We start from the raw sequence: 16,600 nt of genomic DNA on the forward strand, positions 1-16,600 counted from the left end.
TGCGTCAGACCGTCGCAAAAAGGGAGAAACCCCTAAAACGCGCTCACTCGTTGCAACCCATAACGGTTTTACCCATAATGCTGCACTGCACCATGGGTACCACCACTGCTCCCCTGCAAGTCGGCCTTGAGGACCTCCTCGGCGACATGCAACACGCCCGCCGCACCGGCGACATGGGCCGCCTTGCCCTGCTGGCCTACTGCGAGGTGCGCCGCTGGGCCCGCCAGGCCGGTGAACCCGAGCTGGCCGACCGCTCGACCGAGCTGATCACCCGCCACCCGTACGCCAGCCGCGACCAGTTCATGGAACAGATCGACGACCTCATTGGTGAACTGGAGCGCGCCCATTCGCGGGTGCTGGCCCGGTCACCAGCCCCCCACTGAACGCAATCAAAACGACGGCAAGAGCGTCTGCCAGACGTTTTCCAGGATGGCCGGCTGCGCAGCGTCCTTCAGGTGCACCTGGTCCGGGTGGTAGTAGGTGCTGGTGAACGGAATGCCACCCGATCCGGCGAAGTAGGTGCCCGCATTGTTGGTCGCGACGCGCTGGTACATCTCAGTCATGCCCTGGCGGTACGCGCTGCCCTTGGGGTAGAAGGCAAAGTCCATCACATACACCCTGGCGTGCGCCGCCAGGCTGGCCTGTGCCATCGCGCCCAGGTTGGCCTCCATGGACCACACCCCGCGGTTTTGCCAGGCGTCGTTGGCCCCCTGCGCAAGGATGACGTGGGTGGGCGCGTACTGGTTCAACCACCCCTGGATGCGTGCCAGCCCGTGGTCGGTGCGCATGCCGCCCACACTGACATTGACCAGCCGGTTGCAGGCCCGTCCTGTACGGGCCCTGATCTCCGTGGCTAGTTTCTGGGTCCACACCTTGCCCGGTGACACAAAACTGTAGGGGTTGCCGTTGATGCTGACGCCGTAGCCCTGGGACAGGGAATCGCCCACCACCAGCACCACCGCATTGGGCGTGGCCGCCGGCGGCTCGGTCACAGCCGCGGGGTCCATCACATAGTAGGAGGAGCCCTCGTAGCGGTAAGCGCACAGGTTGGCGATCACATTGTCCCGCTCGTTGTGGTCGGCGGAGAAAAAGTGGAAACCCCGGTCGGAACGGTAGAAGCGGAACAGCGGCTTGAGCCCGACACCGCCGACCGGGCTGGCGTGGTAGGCCACGCCTTCGTAGACATAGCGCGGCAGGTTGGCCTGGATGTAGTTCTTCTCGTCCTCGCTGATGGTGTAGAGATGCACGCCATTGACCGTGTTGAAGAACCGGTGCACCGGCAGCAGGCCATCTTGTGCGACGGGACTGACGAGGAAGGCTGCACCCTCAAACACGAACTGCGGCATCGTGGCAATGACGGTGTCGCGCTCCGACTCGCTGCTGGTGTAAAAGTGGGCACCGGTCTGCCGGTTGAGAAAGCGGTAGACAGACACCAGCCCGGTGAAGGCCTTGGGCGTCAGCACACCGGACTTCTGTGCGTAGGCGGACTTGCGCTGGAACTCGCCCAGCTGTTCACTGTTGAGTCGAGCGGCTTTTCCGAGGTGGGCCTCTGTGGCGTCTTCGCCATCCACCACCAACGGTTGCCCCGAATCTGCATGGCGCGCCCACTCGTCCAGCAACGATGGGGTGCCAGACGGCGCGTCAGCACTGGTCGCAGAGTTGGTGGACGGCTCCGTGTCCTGATCGGCGCCTCCGCCGCAGGCTGACAGCAGGGCCACCACAAGACCAAGGGCAACACGTGAGAGAAGGGGAAACCGGGAAGCAGGCATGAGAGAGACTTGTCCAGATGGCGCAACGGACAGCCGCATACAACCAACCTGTTGCGCGCCTGTCGATGAGCTTCGAATTATCGGGGCACACTGCACACCATGAGCACCCCCTTGTCGGCAGACCGCCCCCGCGCCACCACCCCCACATCCCTCAGCGGCTTGCTGCCGTTCCTTCGGCCCTACCGCTGGCAGATCGCCGGGGCCCTGCTGTTCCTGACGCTGGCCGCCGTGGCCACCCTGCTGTCCCCGCTGGCGCTGCGCCAGTTGATCGACGGAGGGCTGGTGTCGGCCGACCGCGGCGACCAGACCATGGAACTGCGCGGCCATTTCCTGCAGCTGTTCGGCGTGGCGGTGCTGCTGGGCCTTTCGTCGGCAGTGCGCTTCTATTTCGTCAGCTGGATCGGCGAGCGCGTCACGGCCGACCTGCGCAACGCGGTCTACAGCCATGTCTTGCGCCAGAGCCCGCAGTTCTTCGAGACCACGCAGACCGGCGAGGTGCTCTCGCGCCTGACCACCGACACCACGCTGGTGCAGACCGTGGTCGGCTCGTCGATGTCGATGGGCCTGCGCAACGCCGTCACCGGCATCGGCGCGCTGGGCATGCTGATCTGGACCAACCCCTATGTGATGACGCAGGTGCTGCTGATCCTGCTGCTGGTGGTGGCGCCCAGCATGTGGTTCGGCCGGCGGGTGCGCAAGCTCTCGCGCGCCAGCCAGGACCGCGTGGCCGATTCCAGCGCCATCGCCGCCGAGGTGCTCAACGCGATCCCGGTGGTGCAGAGCTACGCCGCCGAAGACCGCGAGGCGCAGCGCTTCTCAACCTCGACCGACAGCGCCTTCCTCACCGCCGTGCGGCGCAGCAAGGCGCGCGCCGCGCTGATCGCCTTCATCATCATCAGCACCGCGGCCCTGCTGCTCTGGGGTCTGTACCAGGGCACGCAGGCGGTGATCGCCGGCCAGATCAGCGCCGGCCACCTGGGCCAGACGGTGGTCTACATCATCATCCTGGCCGGCGCGGTGGCGGTGCTGGGCGAGGTCTACGGTGACCTGCTGCGCGCGGCCGGTGCAAGCGAGCGGTTGATGGAGCTGCTGGTGCTGGAGTCGCCGGTGCAGTCGCCGGCGCAACCGGTGTCGGTGCCGTGGCCGACCGGCGGCAGCGCAGTGCGCTTTGACGGCATCACCTTCCACTACCCCTCGCGCCCGGACCAGCCCGCGCTGTCCGGTCTGAGCCTGGACGTGCGTCCGGGACAGACCGTGGCCCTGGTCGGCCCCAGCGGCGCCGGCAAGACCACGGTCTTCGGCCTGCTGCTGCGCTGGTACGACCCGGCCGCAGGCACCATCACACTGGACGGCACGCCGATCCAGCACATGGACCTGCAGGCGCTGCGCGAGCGCATCGGCATCGTGCCGCAGGACCCGGTGATCTTCTCCAGCAGCGCGATGGAGAACATCCGCTACGGCAAACCCGGCGCCAGCGACGACGAGGTGCGCGCCGCGGCCAAGGCAGCCTTTGCCGACGAGTTCATCGTGCGCCTGCCCGAGGGCTACGACACCTTCCTGGGCGAGCGCGGCGTGCGGCTGTCGGGCGGCCAGCGGCAGCGCATCGCGATCGCGCGTGCGATGCTCAAGAACCCGCCGCTGCTGTTGCTGGACGAGGCGACGAGTGCGCTGGACGCGCAGAGCGAGCGCATGGTGCAGGCGGCGCTGGAGTCGGCTATGAAGGACCGCACGACACTGGTGATCGCACACCGCCTGGCGACGGTGCAGCAGGCCGACCGCATCCTGGTGCTGGACCACGGGCGGCTGGTGGAGCAAGGCACGCACGCCGAGCTGGTGGCGCTCGGTGGGGTGTATGCGCGGCTCGCTGCGTTGCAGTTTTCTGCCTGAGTCTTTTGCTTCTTTGAGTTCCTTGCCTGCGCCTCGCGCAGGGCAGGTGGTGCGGGTGGGCGGGCGCAGTCCCCATTCGCGGTTGCCCGCACGGCGGATCACCACAGAGTCGTTGACGAAATGCAGCAGGCGTACCCGCACAGACACCCGCGAGGTGGGACGGAGAACGACCACCCGCACCACCTGCCCTTGCCAGCAAGGCCAGAGCGCCGAAGGAAAACCGTCAGACCAAAGAAGCTCAGACGTGGTGACAAGCCACCATCCGCCCTTCGACCTCGCGCAGCAACGGCAACTCGGCAGAGCAGCGCGCATCCGCGCGCGGACACCGCTTGTGGAACGCACAGCCAGAGGGAGGGTTCAGCGGACTCGGCAGCTCGCCCGTGATCGGAATCTTCTTCTGCCGCTGCGCGGGATCGATCGACGGCGTCGCCGACAGCAACGCCTGCGTGTACGGGTGAAGCGCGCCCGCAAACAGCGCCGCCTTCGGCGCCGACTCCACCACGCGCCCCAGGTACATCACCATCACATGGTCCGCGATGTGCTCCACCACCGCCAGGTTGTGCGAGATGAACACATACGCCGTCTGCAATTGCTCCTGCAGGTCCATGAACAGGTTCAGCACCTGCGCCTGGATCGACACATCCAGTGCGGAAGTCGGCTCGTCCGCCACCAGGATCTTGGGCTGCAGCACCATCGCGCGCGCAATCGCGATGCGCTGTCGCTGGCCTCCCGAGAACATGTGGGCGTAGCGGTCGGCGTGCTCGGGGCGCAGGCCCACGAGCTTCAGGATCGCCTGCACCTTCTGCTTTCGCTCGTCCGCCGACATGGTCGTGTTCAGCAGCAGCGGCTCCGCAATCTGGTGACCGATTTTCTGGCGCGGATTCAGCGACGCATAGGGGTTCTGGAACACCATCTGCACCTGGCTGCGCAACCGCTTGTACTGCGCGCGGTCGCCCGGCACCACCCATTCGCCGCCCACCTGCAGGCGGCCCGCGGTCGGCTCCTCGATCAGCGTGAGCTGGCGCGCCAGCGTGCTCTTGCCGCAGCCCGATTCACCCACGACCGCCAGCGTCTGCCGGGCGGCCAGCGAGAAGGACACGTCGACCAGGGCCTTGACGGTCAGCGCCGGTTTGAACGCGCCCTGTGAGACGCCGTAATGGCGGGTCAGCGACTCGGCCTGCATCACCGGTGCAGCGGACGGATTCATCGGCGTTTGATTTGCGTTGTTCATTGCGCCACCTCCTCGGTCACGAGGGGGAAGAAGCACCGCACCTCGGTGCCTTCGTGGGCGAGCAGCCCGGGGCGTTCGTTCTGGCAGCGCGGCTGCACCTTCGGACAGCGCGGTGACAGCAGACAACCGGCCGGCCGGTCGTGCTGCCCGGGCACGATGCCCGGCAGCGTGTGCAGGCGGCGCGCGCCGCGGCTGTGCTCGGGCACGCTCTGCAGCAGCGCCGCGGTGTAGGGGTGCGAGGGCGTGGCAAACAGCCGGTCCACCGGGCCCTGCTCGACCACCTGCCCTGCGTACATCACGGCCACGCGCTGCGCCACCTCGGCCACCACCGCCAGGTCGTGCGTGATCAGGATCAGCGCCATGTGGTGCGCCTGCTGCAGTTGCACCAGCAGCTCCATGATCTGCGCCTGGATGGTCACGTCCAGCGCCGTCGTCGGCTCGTCGGCGATCAGCAGCTTGGGGTTGCAGGCGATCGCCATCGCGATCATGACGCGCTGCGCCATGCCGCCGGAGAACTGGTGCGGGTAGCTGTCCAGCCGGCTCTGCGCGCCCGGGATCTCGACCATCTGCAACAGCTCCAGCGCCCGCGCGCGCGCCGCCGCGCCGCGCAGGCCCATGTGCTCGCGCAGCACCTCTTCAAGCTGGTAGCCCACCGTGAAGCAGGGGTTGAGCGAGGTCATGGGGTCCTGGAAGATCATGGCCATGTCCTTGCCCAGGATCTTGCGCCGCTGCCGGTCGCTGATCTTGAGCAGGTCCTGGCCGTCGAAGTGCAGGCGCTGCGCGTTCACGCGCCCCTGCCCCGCGAGAAGGCCCATCATCGCCATCATCGAGACCGATTTGCCCGAACCCGACTCGCCGACGATGCCCAGCACGTCGCCCTGGTTCAGCTGCAGGTCGAGGGAATCGACCGCGCGAAAACCGCGGCCCTTGGCGCCGAATTCGACGCTCAGTTGTTGAATGTCCAGAAGGCTCATGTTGGTGTTCCTTGCCCGTTCATGAGGCCGACTTGAGTTTGGGGTCGAGCGCGTCGCGCAGACCGTCGCCCACCAGGTTGATCGCCAGCACGGACAGCAGGATGGTCAGGCCCGGCAGCGTCACCACCCACCAGGCGCTCTCGATGTAGTCGCGCGCCGAAGCGAGCATGGTGCCCCACTCGGGCAGCGGCGGCTGAACGCCCAGGCCGAGGAAGCCCAGCGCTGCGATCTCGAGGATGGCAGCCGAGAAGCTCATGGTGGCGTGCACGATCAGCGGCGCGGTGCAGTTGGGCAGCACGGTCACGAACATCAGGCGCAGCGTGCGCGCGCCCGACAGGCGCGCGGCCGTCACGTAGTCGCGCTTGAGCTCGCTGATCGCCGAGGCGCGCACCAGGCGCACATAGGCCGGCAGCGACACCAGCGCGATCGCGATCATGGCGTTGACCAGACCGGGGCCGAGGATGGCCATGATGGCCACCGCCATCAGCAGCGAGGGCAGCGCCATCACAATGTCCATCACGCGCATGATGGTCGAGTCGACCCATTTGCCGGCGAAGGCCGCCACCAGGCCCAGGATCACCCCCGGGATCAGCGCCATCACCACCGACACCAGGCCGACCAGCAGCGACAGCCGCGCGCCGTGGATCAGCCGCGAGAGCAGGTCGCGGCCCAGCTCGTCGGTGCCCAGCAGGAACTGCGAGCTGCCACCGGCCCAGACGGGGGCCTGCAGGAAATGGTCGCGGTACTGTTCGACCGGGCTGTGCGGCGCCACCAGTGGCGCGAACAGCGCCAGCAGCACCACAATGGCCATGAACAGCAGACCGGCCACCGCCCCCTTGTTGAGCGAAAACGCCCTCCAGAATTCCTTGAAGTTCATGAGGTCACCCGGATGCGTGGGTTGGCCACACCGTAGAGCAGGTCGACGGTGAAGTTGGTCAGGATCACCAGCGTGGCGACCAGCAGGATGCCGTTCTGCACCACCGGGTAGTCGCGCCGGCCGATCGCCTCGATCAGCCACTTGCCGATGCCCGGCCAGGAGAAGATGGTCTCGGTCAGCACCGCGCCGCCCATCAGCGTGCCGACCTGCAGGCCAACCACGGTGAGCACCGGAATCAGCGCGTTGCGCAGCGTGTGTACGAAGATCACGCGCGTGGGCGAGAGGCCCTTGGCGCGCGCGGTGCGCACATAGTCCTCGCGCAGCACCTCCAGCATGGACGAGCGCGTCATGCGCGCGATCACCGCCAGCGGGATGGTGCCCAGCACGATGGCCGGCAGGATCAGGTGGCGCACCGCGTCCCACCAGGCGCCCGCGTTGAGCTCGGGGTCGGCCTGTTCGGCCAGCCAGGCGTCGATGAGCATGAAACCGGTCTGCGGCGGCACATCGAACATCAGGTCGAGCCGCCCGGACACCGGCGTCCAGCCCAGGCCGACCGAGAAGATCAGGATCAGCAGCAGGCCCCACCAGAAGATCGGCATCGAGTAGCCGGTGAGCGCACCGGTCATCACCGTGTGGTCCAGCCAGGTGCCGCGCTTGACGGCCGCCAGCACACCCGCGATCAGGCCGAACACCAGTGCGATCAGCAGCGCGCACAGCGCCAGCTCCAGCGTGGCCGGGAACAGCGACTTGAACTCGGTCCAGACGCTGGCCTGCGTCTTGAGCGACTGGCCCAGGTTGCCCTGCGCAAGGTCGGCCAGGTAGCGGCCGTACTGCACATACAGCGGCTGGTCCAGGCCCAGCTTCTGCAGTGCCGCGGCGTGCAATGTGGGGTCGAGCGTGCGCTCGCCCATCATGACCTCCACCGGATCACCCGGGATCATCCGGATGAGCGAGAAGGTCAGCAGCGTGATGCCCAGAAAGGTGGGTATGAGCACCAGCAGTCTTTGGAGAAGGTATCTCAGCATGAGAGAACGCTCCTTGTTGTTATGCAAACGCGAAAAAAGACAGGCGCCATGAGACGCCTGTCAGAGGAAATCGTGCCCCTTTCGAGAACGCGGCGGAACCGGCTTTGCCGGGCCGCACGCGTTGCCCCCTGGGGGGTGACGCCGCAGGCGGCGCGGGGGGAGCTTATTTGACGCCAACGCCCTCGAAGTTGTAGTCGCCGAAGGGGCTGATGACGAAGCCGGACACGTTCTTGCGCATCGGCTGGTTGACCGTCGAGTGGGCGATGGTCGTCCAGGGCAGGTCCTTCTTGAACACTTCCTGCGCCTTCATGTACAGCTCGGTGCGCTCTTTCTGGTTGGTGCTGTTGCGGGCCTTGAGGGTGTAGCCATCAAAGTCCTTGCTGCAGTAGCGCGCGTAGTTGGAACCACCCACGGCCTCGCAGGTCAGCAGCACGCCCAGGAAGTTGTCGGGCGAGGCGTAGTCGCCGGTCCAGCCGATCAGGCCGGTGTCGTGCTCGCCGGCCTTCAATCGCTTGAGGTACTCACCCCACTCGTACTGCGTGATCTTGGCCTTGATGCCGACCTTGGCCCAGTCGGCCTGGATCATCTCGGCCATCAGCTTGGCGTTGGGGTTGTACGGGCGCTGCACCGGCATGGCCCAGAGGGTGATCTCGGTGCCTTCGGCCACTCCGGCTTTCTTCAGCAACTCCTTGGCCTTCTCCGGGCTGTAGGCGGCATTCTTAAGGCTCTTGTTGTAGGACCACAGCGAGGCCGGGAAGGGGTTGGATGCTTCCTGGCCCTGGCCCTGGTAGACCGCGTCGATGATGGCCTTGCGGTTGATCGCCATGTCCAGCGCCTGGCGCACTTCCAGCTTGTTCATGGGCGCCTTCTCGGTGTTGTACGAGAGGTAGCCGATGTTGAAACCCGGGGCGGTGTCGACCTTGAGGTTGGGGTCGGCCTTCATCGCGGCGATGTCCTGCGGCTTGGGGAAGGACATGATGTGGCACTCGCCGGCCTTGAGCTTCTGGAAGCGCACCGACGCGTCGGTGGTGATGGCGAAGATCAGGTTGTCCACCAGAACGCCCTTGGCGTTCCAGTAGTCCTTGTTCTTCACGTAGCGGATCTGTGCGTCCTTCTCGTAGCGGCGCAGCACGAACGGACCGGTGCCCACCGGCTGCTGGTTGATCATGCTGGCCTTGCCTTCGGCGAGCAGCTTGTCGGCGTACTCCTTGGACAGCACGGAGGCGAACGGCATCGCCAGCTTGACCAGCAGGTCGGGATCGGGCTTCTTGAGCTTCACGACCACGGTCAGGGGATCGGTCTTGGTGACTGACTCGGTGTTGCTTTCCAGACCCACGTCGGACGCGTAGGGGAACTGGGCCGGGTAGGCCTTGTTGAAGGCGTGCTCCTTGTTGACCATGCGCTCGATGGTGAAGATCACGTCATCCGCGGTCATGTCCCGGCCGGGCTTGAAGTACTCGGTGGTGTGGAACTTCACGCCCTTGCGCAGCTTGAAGGTGTAGGTCAGGCCATCGGCGGAAATGGTCCAGGACTCGGCCAGGCTGGGTTCGACGTCGGTGCCACCCTTCTTGAACTGGGTCAGGCGGTTGAAGAGTGCGTGGCCGGCGGCGTCGAAGGTGGTGCCTGCCGTGTACTGCGCGGTGTCGAAGCCTTCCGGGCTGCCTTCGGAACAGTAAATGAGCGTGCCTGCGGCGTGCGACGCGGCGGCAACGGCTGTCAGGCTCAGCGCCAGCGCCAGTTTCTTCACTTCAAACATAGGGTCTTCCTCAAGTTATGCGGGCGCAGCGGAGTGCTCGCCCGTCGGGTGAAAAATCATTATCAAGACAAATGCCTGTGCCGCTGTCACCTGCGTTGGTGCCACTGGTGCCGAACCACAGGTCCACTTGACCCGCATCAAGAACTGCAAAATCGGTGCCACCTCGCTCAAAGCGCAACAACCCCCAAGGAACCCCATGATTCGCTGGGAAGCCCATACCTGCCTGCCCCTGCACCCCGACGCCAACTTTGCACCACTGGAGCACTACCGCACCGCGGGCGTGCACTACGTGAGCATCAATGTGGGCATGGACATGAACCCCTTGTCGCAGATCATGCCGGTGATTGCGGCGTTTCGCGCAAGGCTCCTTGCCGAGCCTGATCGATACGTCCTGCCAGACACGGTAGCCGACATCGAACGCGCGCGTCACGAGGGAAAACCCGCGGTTGGCTTCGACCTCGAAGGCGCCCTGCCGCTGCTGGAACGGCCGGAGATGGTGGCGCTGTACCGCGACCTCGGCGTGCGCCAGATCCACTTCGCCTACAACCGCAACAACAGCGTGGCCGGCGGCTGTCACGACACACCGCAAGGCCTGACGGCGCTGGGACGCCGGATGGTCGAAGCGATGAACGCAGCGGGGGTGGTCATCGACTGCTCGCACACCGAGCGCCAGACCACGCTGGACATCATGGCCCACTCGACCCAGCCGGTCGTGTTCAGCCACGCCAATCCGCTGGCCCTGGTCGAACACGGTCGCAACATCACCGACGAACAGATCCGTGCCTGCGCGGCCACTGGCGGCGTGGTGTGCATCTCCGGTGTCTCCCGTTTTCTCGGCGTCGAGTCGCCAGCCACGAGCGACATCGTGCGCCACATGCTGCACGTCGCCGAGCTCGTCGGAACCCGGCATGTCGGCCTGGGCCTGGACATCGGCTTTGGTGAGCCCGGCCTCGACGACGACCCGCCCCCGCCCTTTGATCCGGAGCACTGGTGGCCAGTCCGCGAGGGCTACGGCCAAGGCATCCGGCAGCTGCGGTACGCGCCGGTCGACACATGGAAACAGCTGCCCGAAGCCCTGCGTGCAACGGGCATGAACGGCACCGACATCGACGGCATCCTCGGTGGAAACATGGCGCGGGTGGCCCGGCAGGTCTGGGAGCGATCACCCGCCTGAAATCCAGGTTATGCACCTGATGCATAAAGGGATGGCAACTCGGCCTTGGACAGCAGCGGTACCCGGTCCGTACAGTCCCGCCCATCGGCTCCACCGTGGAACGATGAGACAACCCACAAGGACACCTCGCACATGTCACAAGCACCGCACCCGGCCGGCGCCGCGGCCAACAGCCCGGCAGCCTTCACCAACGCCTTGCCGTCCTACCTGGACCCCAACAACCTCGGCCCCTGGGGCATCTACCTGCAACAGGTCGACCGTGTCGCGCCCTACCTGGGCAGCCTCGCCCGCTGGGTCGACACCCTCAAGCGCCCCAAGCGCACCCTGATCGTGGACGTGCCCATCCACCTCGACGATGGCACCGTGGCCCACTTCGAGGGTTACCGCGTGCAGCACAACACCAGCCGCGGCCCCGGCAAGGGCGGCGTGCGCTTCCACCAGAACGTCACGCTGTCCGAGGTGATGGCGCTGTCGGCCTGGATGTCGATCAAGAACGCTGCGGTCAACGTGCCCTACGGCGGCGCCAAAGGCGGCATCCGTGTCGATCCGCGCCAGCTGAGCACCGGTGAGCTCGAGCGCATCACGCGCCGCTACACCAGCGAGATCGGCATCATCATTGGCCCGACCAAAGACATCCCCGCGCCCGACGTGAACACCAACGAACAGGTGATGGCCTGGATGATGGACACGTATTCCATGAACGAAGGCTCCACCGCCACCGGCGTGGTCACCGGCAAACCGGTCGACCTCGGCGGTTCGCTCGGCCGCCGCGAGGCCACCGGCCGCGGCGTGTTCACGGTGGGCGTTGAGGCCGCCAAGCACATCGGCCTGGACATCTCCAAGGCCCGTGTCGCGGTGCAGGGTTTCGGCAACGTCGGCGGCGTCGCCGGCAAGCTGTTCGCCGAAGCCGGTGCCAAGGTGGTGGCGGTGCAAGACCACGGTGGCAGCATCTACCGCGAGTCCGGCCTGGACGTGCCCGCCCTGCTCGCCCACGTGGCCCGGGTCGGCTCGGTTGCCGGATTCACCGGTGGCGAGGTGATCGACAACGACGCCTTCTGGGGCGTGCCTTGCGAGATCCTGATTCCGGCCGCGCTGGAACAACAGATCACCGAAGCCAACGCCGGCCGCATCCAGGCGAAGATGATCATCGAAGGCGCCAACGGTCCGACCACGCCGCAGGCCGACGACATCCTGCACGACCGGGGCATCCTGGTGCTGCCCGACGTGATCGCCAATGCCGGCGGCGTGACGGTGAGCTACTTCGAGTGGGTGCAGGACTTCTCCAGCTTCTTCTGGAGCGAGGACGAGATCAACGAGCGCCTGGTTCGCATCATGAAGGGCGCGTTCGCTGCCGTGTGGCAAGTGGCCGAAGAGAACAAGGTCAGCCTGCGCACAGCCACCTTCATCGTGGCCTGCAAGCGCATCCTGCACGCACGCGACCTGCGCGGCCTGTACCCTTGATCCGGCCTTCACGAAAAAGCCCCGCGTCGCGGGGCTTTTTCATTGAAGCGTTTCCTTCAGAGCCGGCAACGTCGGCAAGGGCATCACTTCGATGCCCTCCTCGATCAGCTCCATCGCCACCTCGGGTGTGGTGCGGCCCCGGATGTTGCGCTGTTCCAGCTCGCCATGGTGCATGGCGCGCGCCTCATCGGCGAAGCGCTCGCCGACATCCTCGGTCTTGCTCATCAGCTCGCGCACGGCGCGCAACAGTCGCCCTTGCAGTTCGGAGCCGGGGGCCGTGCGACCCATCTCGACCAAGCCGTCGCCAGCAGGTGTTGCCACGGGCGTCTCTTCACGCGTGCGCCCGAGGTTGAGCCGGGGCGCCGACAGCATCTTGCGCACCTGCGCATCACCACACAGCGGGCAGCTCAGCAAGCCACGTTCGAGCTGCTGGTGGAAGTCGTCTTCGGAGGCGAACCAGCCTTCAAAATCGTGCTGGTGCGCGCATTGCAGGTTCAGAACCTTCATGGGCGAAATTATCGTGCGACGGCGGCCGGCATACGCCCCGTCCAGTCCAGAGACCACGCGCCCGACAGCACGTTCTGCAGCCAGAGGGCGCCCACCAGGGTCTTGCAGTCGATGATGCTGCCGTCGCGGCACCAGGCATTCACTTCATCGGGTGTGGCGGTGAACACGTCCAGGAATTCACCTTCGTCCAGACGGCGCTCTCCCAGCGAGAGACCACGGGCAAACCAGATGTCGATGATCTCGTCGGAGTAGGCAATGGTCGGGGCCAGCCTGCCCGCGAACGCCCACTCCGCTGCGCTGTAGCCCGTTTCTTCGGCAAGTTCACGCCGGGCGCAGGCCAAGCTGCCCTCCCCCGGGTCCAGCTTGCCCGCCGGAAACTCGACGATGACGCTGCGCATGGGATGCCGGAACTGGCGCTCCATGACCACACGACCATCGTCCAGCAGTCCGATCACCATGACCGCCCCGGGGTGCAGCACGTACTCGCGCGTCGCCTCTTGTCCAGAAGGCAGGCGGACGGTGTCGCGCACGACGTGAAGGAAGTGGCCTTTGAGCAGCTCGGCGCGGGAGACAGGCTCTTCACGCAGGTGGGCATCCTGGCTCATGGAGCGTCCTCAACCGTGGCGCTTGTACAGGTAGCGGTAGACAAAGCCGGGGAAGGCCAGCGTGAGGAACAGCGCGCCCGTGGTGGCATAGAACTCCCACCCCTGGGGATAGATCTGGCCATCGGCCTTCTCAAGCGCCAGGCCGAGGGCTCCCACCAGGCCGTAGCAGATCACCAGTTCCAGCAGGTGAATGCCCAGGGATTTGGGCGCCGAACGCGGCAACACCCCGAACCAGCGCTGGTTGAGAAAGGGCAGGTTGGCGGCCAGTACGGCCGCGAGCAGCACCAGCCAGACAGAAGCCGATGGGCTCACGTGAGCAGTGAGGCAATGGCCTGGGCGCACAGGGCCATCAGCCCACCCGGGACCAGGCCCAGCACCAGGACCAGCGCACCGTTGACCGACAGCACCGAGCGCACGTCCATGCCGACGGTGATGCCAGCGGTCTGCGTGGGCGCGTCGAAGTACATGACCTTGACCAGACGCAGGTAGTAGAACGCGCCGATCAGCGACATCACGACAGCGAACACCGCCAGACCGATGTAGACCGGCTGCGACGAGGCCAGCAGGGCCTGCAACACCGACAGCTTGGCGTAGAAGCCCACCAGTGGCGGCACACCGGCCAGGGAGAACATGCACACGGCCATCACACCGGCGTACAACGGGCTGCGTTGGTTCAGGCCAGCCAGATCGGCAATCTCATCGGACTCGAAGCCTTCGCGCGCGAGCAGCAGGATCACGCCGAACGTGCCCAAGGTGGTCAACACATAGGTGATGACATAGAACATCGTGGCGCTGTAGGCGTTGACCATATTACCCGTGTCCAACCCCTTGTCCCCATGCACTACACCGGCCAGCAGACCCAGCAGCATGAAGCCCATCTGGGCGATCGTGGAGAACGCCAGCATGCGCTTGAGATTGGTCTGGGCGATGGCCGCTAAGTTGCCAATGAGCAAAGAAGCCACAGCGAGCACCGCCAGCATCTGCTGCCAGTCCACCGCCAGCGGGGCCATACCTTCCACCAGAAGGCGGATCACGATGGCAAAGGCGGCCAGCTTGGGCGCACCACCCACCATCAGCGTGATCGAAGTGGGAGCCCCGTGGTACACGTCCGGCACCCACATGTGGAAGGGCACCACACCCAGCTTGAACGCCAGACCGGCCACCACGAACACCAGGCCCAGCATCAGCACCTGCGACGAACCTTTGAGGGTTTCAGGGCCACCAGCAATGGCCTTCATCACGTCAGCCACATCCAGCGAGGCGGTAGCACCGTAGACCAGCGACAAGCCATACAGCAGGAAACCGCTGGCCAGCGCACCCAGCACGAAGTACTTCATGGCCGCTTCGATTGCCTTGCCATCGTCTCGGCGCAGGGCCACGAGGGCATAGCTCGACAGAGTCAACAGCTCCAGGCCAAGATAGATCACCAGGAAGTTGTGGCCGGAGATCATCACGAACATGCCCAGCAGCGCGTACAGCGACAGCGTGAACAGGTCACCCGCACGCAGCATGTCGCGGCTGGAAGCGTAGTCGCGGCCATAGACCAGCGTCACGAACATGGCGATGGCGGCAAAGCACTTGAGCCACAGGCCCATCGGATCGCTCACGATCATGCCGCCGAAGCCACTGATCGAGTGACCGGCCAGGGCGTTCTTGCCCTGCAGGAAGGCCACACAGGCCAGTGTGAGCAGAGTGAGCAGATAGGTGGGGCGACGGGTCGGCGACTTGACGGTCAGGTCGACCAGCGAAATCACGCAGGTCATCACCAACAGGAAGATCTCGGGGTACACCGCCACCAAGCTGAGTTGATCAATCATGTGAAGACTCGTTCGTGTGTGGGCTCAGGCAGCAATCAGGGCAGCTTGGAGATGGCGACATGGCGCAGCAGTTCTGCCACCGATGCGTCCATGACGTCGGTGAACGGCTTGGGATGCACGCCCATGTACAGGACCGCGATGGCGAGCAAGGCCATGATGAGGAACTCGCGGCGACCAATGTCGGTGAGCTCCTTGACATGGTGGTTGCCCACCGAGCCCAGGTAAACGCGCTTGTACATCCAGAGCGAGTAGGCCGCCCCGAAGATCAGCGCAGATGCCGCAGCGGCTCCGATCCAGAAGTTGGCTTTGACGGCCGCCAGAATCACCATCCACTCACCCACGAAGCCCGCGGTGCCCGGCAGACCGCAATTGGCCATGGTGAACAACAGCGCGAACGCGGCGAAGTTGGGCATGGTGTTGACCACACCACCATAGTCGGCGATGTTGCGCGAGTGCACGCGGTCGTACAGCACACCGATGGACAGGAACATGGCGGCCGAGACGAAACCGTGGGCGATCATCTGGACGATAGCGCCGGAGACACCCAGGTCGCTGAAGACGAAGAAGCCCAGCGTCACGAAGCCCATGTGGGCCACCGACGAGTAGGCCACCAGCTTCTTCATGTCCTTCTGCACCATGGCCACCAAACCGACGTAGATCACAGCCACCAGCGACAGGGTGATGATCAGCCAGGCCCACTGATGGGAGGCATCGGGCAGGATGGGCAGGGAGAAACGCAGGAAGCCGTAGGCACCCAGCTTGAGCATGATGGCGGCCAGCACGGCCGAGCCACCGGTGGGCGCCTCGACGTGCACATCGGGCAGCCAGGTGTGCACCGGCCACATCGGCACCTTCACCGCGAAGGCGGCAAAGAAGGCGAAGAACAGCAGGGTCTGAGCAGTGCTGCCCAGCGGCAGCTTGTGCCAGGCCGCGAGATCGAAACTGCCACCCGACTGGTTGTACAGGTAGATCAGGGCCACCAGCATCAGCAGCGAACCCATCAGCGTGTACAGGAAGAACTTGAAGGCGGCGTAGATCTTGTTGGGGCCGCCCCAGATGCCGATGATCAGGTACATCGGGATCAGCGTCGCTTCGAAGAAGACGTAGAACAGCATGCCATCCAGCGCGGAGAACACACCGATCATCAGACCCGAGAGGATCAGGAACGCGCCCATGTACTGGTTCACGCGTTCGGTGATCACTTCCCAGCCGGCCAACACCACGATCACGGTGATGAACGCGGTCAGCAGCACCAGCCAGAGGGAGATGCCGTCCACGCCCAGGTGGTAGTGGATATTGAAGCGCTCGATCCAGGGCATCTTCTCCACAAACTGCATCGCAGCCGTGCCCAGCTCGAAACCGGTGTAGAGCGGAATCGTCACCGCCAGCGACACCAGCGCGCCGATCAGGGCGATCCAGCGGACCACATTGGCCTGGTCATCACGTCCCAGGGCGAGCAAGACGACGCCGAAAAAGATCGGCGTCCAGATCGCGAGGCTCAGCAAACCCATCTTCTT

15 protein-coding genes are annotated in these 16,600 nt (G+C 65.3%); 4 read left to right on the plus strand and 11 right to left on the minus strand.

Features of this window, described 5'->3' with window-relative positions; genetic code table 11:
* The first annotated feature begins 146 nt into the window (after positions 1–146).
* A complete protein-coding gene (locus HFL01S_RS03405; RefSeq protein WP_157538754.1) occupies positions 147–383 on the plus strand; it encodes a hypothetical protein in 237 nt (78 codons plus the stop codon).
* 6 nt (positions 384–389) lie between these two features.
* Here the strand turns inward: HFL01S_RS03405 and HFL01S_RS03410 are convergent, their stop codons facing one another.
* A complete protein-coding gene (locus tag HFL01S_RS03410) occupies positions 390–1,718 on the minus strand; it encodes a GDSL-type esterase/lipase family protein (RefSeq protein ID WP_169802307.1) in 1,329 nt (442 codons plus the stop codon).
* Positions 1,719–1,868: 150 nt separating this feature from the next.
* Here HFL01S_RS03410 and HFL01S_RS03415 point away from each other — a divergent pair, with 150 nt between their 5' ends.
* A complete protein-coding gene (locus HFL01S_RS03415; protein ID WP_066254721.1) occupies positions 1,869–3,656 on the plus strand; it encodes an ABC transporter transmembrane domain-containing protein in 1,788 nt (595 codons plus the stop codon).
* 238 nt (positions 3,657–3,894) lie between these two features.
* Here HFL01S_RS03415 and HFL01S_RS03420 read toward each other — a convergent pair whose 3' ends face one another.
* The 5 genes from HFL01S_RS03420 to HFL01S_RS03440 form a co-directional block, all read right to left on the minus strand.
* Positions 3,895–4,887, minus strand: coding sequence for a dipeptide ABC transporter ATP-binding protein (locus HFL01S_RS03420; protein ID WP_218008593.1), 993 nt, complete (start codon positions 4,885–4,887; stop codon positions 3,895–3,897).
* The gene (locus HFL01S_RS03425; protein ID WP_066254727.1) at positions 4,884–5,861 is read right to left on the minus strand and encodes an ABC transporter ATP-binding protein; all 978 of its coding nucleotides are present in this window, start codon (positions 5,859–5,861) and stop codon (positions 4,884–4,886) included. The genes HFL01S_RS03420 and HFL01S_RS03425 overlap by 4 nt, the downstream gene beginning before the upstream one ends.
* Before the next feature lie 19 nt (positions 5,862–5,880).
* On the minus strand, positions 5,881–6,738 hold the full coding sequence (locus HFL01S_RS03430; RefSeq protein ID WP_066254730.1) for an ABC transporter permease subunit: 858 nt from the start codon (positions 6,736–6,738) through the stop codon (positions 5,881–5,883).
* Positions 6,735–7,763: an ABC transporter permease subunit gene (locus tag HFL01S_RS03435; RefSeq protein WP_066254733.1), complete on the minus strand. Its 1,029-nt coding sequence runs from the start codon at positions 7,761–7,763 to the stop codon at positions 6,735–6,737. Before HFL01S_RS03435 ends, HFL01S_RS03430 begins: the two co-directional genes overlap by 4 nt.
* A gap of 163 nt (positions 7,764–7,926) precedes the next feature.
* Positions 7,927–9,519 (minus strand): ABC transporter substrate-binding protein, encoded by a 1,593-nt coding sequence (locus tag HFL01S_RS03440; protein WP_066254735.1) that lies wholly within the window; start codon positions 9,517–9,519, stop codon positions 7,927–7,929.
* Between the two features lie 196 nt (positions 9,520–9,715).
* Between HFL01S_RS03440 and HFL01S_RS03445 the strand changes: the two genes are divergently transcribed.
* Positions 9,716–10,693: a dipeptidase gene (locus HFL01S_RS03445; protein ID WP_066254737.1), complete on the plus strand. Its 978-nt coding sequence runs from the start codon at positions 9,716–9,718 to the stop codon at positions 10,691–10,693.
* 132 nt (positions 10,694–10,825) lie between these two features.
* Positions 10,826–12,154 (plus strand): Glu/Leu/Phe/Val family dehydrogenase, encoded by a 1,329-nt coding sequence (locus HFL01S_RS03450; protein WP_066254739.1) that lies wholly within the window; start codon positions 10,826–10,828, stop codon positions 12,152–12,154.
* 39 nt (positions 12,155–12,193) lie between these two features.
* Here the strand turns inward: HFL01S_RS03450 and HFL01S_RS03455 are convergent, their stop codons facing one another.
* Genes HFL01S_RS03455 through HFL01S_RS03475 form a run of 5 tightly spaced genes read right to left on the minus strand, consistent with a single transcriptional unit; the run spans position 12,194 to position 16,594 of the window.
* Positions 12,194–12,661, minus strand: a complete 468-nt coding sequence (locus HFL01S_RS03455) for a DUF1178 family protein (RefSeq protein ID WP_066254742.1) — start codon at positions 12,659–12,661, stop codon at positions 12,194–12,196.
* A gap of 8 nt (positions 12,662–12,669) precedes the next feature.
* Entirely contained in the window at positions 12,670–13,266 is a 597-nt protein-coding gene (locus HFL01S_RS03460; RefSeq protein WP_066254745.1) for an NUDIX domain-containing protein, read from the minus strand.
* Between the two features lie 9 nt (positions 13,267–13,275).
* A complete protein-coding gene (locus HFL01S_RS03465; RefSeq protein WP_066254748.1) occupies positions 13,276–13,578 on the minus strand; it encodes a DUF2818 family protein in 303 nt (100 codons plus the stop codon).
* Positions 13,575–15,083 carry an NADH-quinone oxidoreductase subunit NuoN gene (gene nuoN, locus HFL01S_RS03470; RefSeq protein ID WP_066254751.1) on the minus strand — a complete coding sequence of 503 codons (1,509 nt, stop codon included), beginning with the start codon at positions 15,081–15,083 and terminating at the stop codon, positions 13,575–13,577. Before nuoN ends, HFL01S_RS03465 begins: the two co-directional genes overlap by 4 nt.
* Positions 15,084–15,118: 35 nt before the next feature.
* Positions 15,119–16,594 carry an NADH-quinone oxidoreductase subunit M gene (locus tag HFL01S_RS03475; RefSeq protein WP_066254754.1) on the minus strand — a complete coding sequence of 492 codons (1,476 nt, stop codon included), beginning with the start codon at positions 16,592–16,594 and terminating at the stop codon, positions 15,119–15,121.
* Between the last annotated feature and the right edge of the window lie 6 nt (positions 16,595–16,600).

The sequence above is a fragment of the Hydrogenophaga flava NBRC 102514 genome (assembly GCF_001571145.1).
Classification (GTDB): Bacteria; Pseudomonadota; Gammaproteobacteria; order Burkholderiales; family Burkholderiaceae_C; genus Hydrogenophaga; species Hydrogenophaga flava.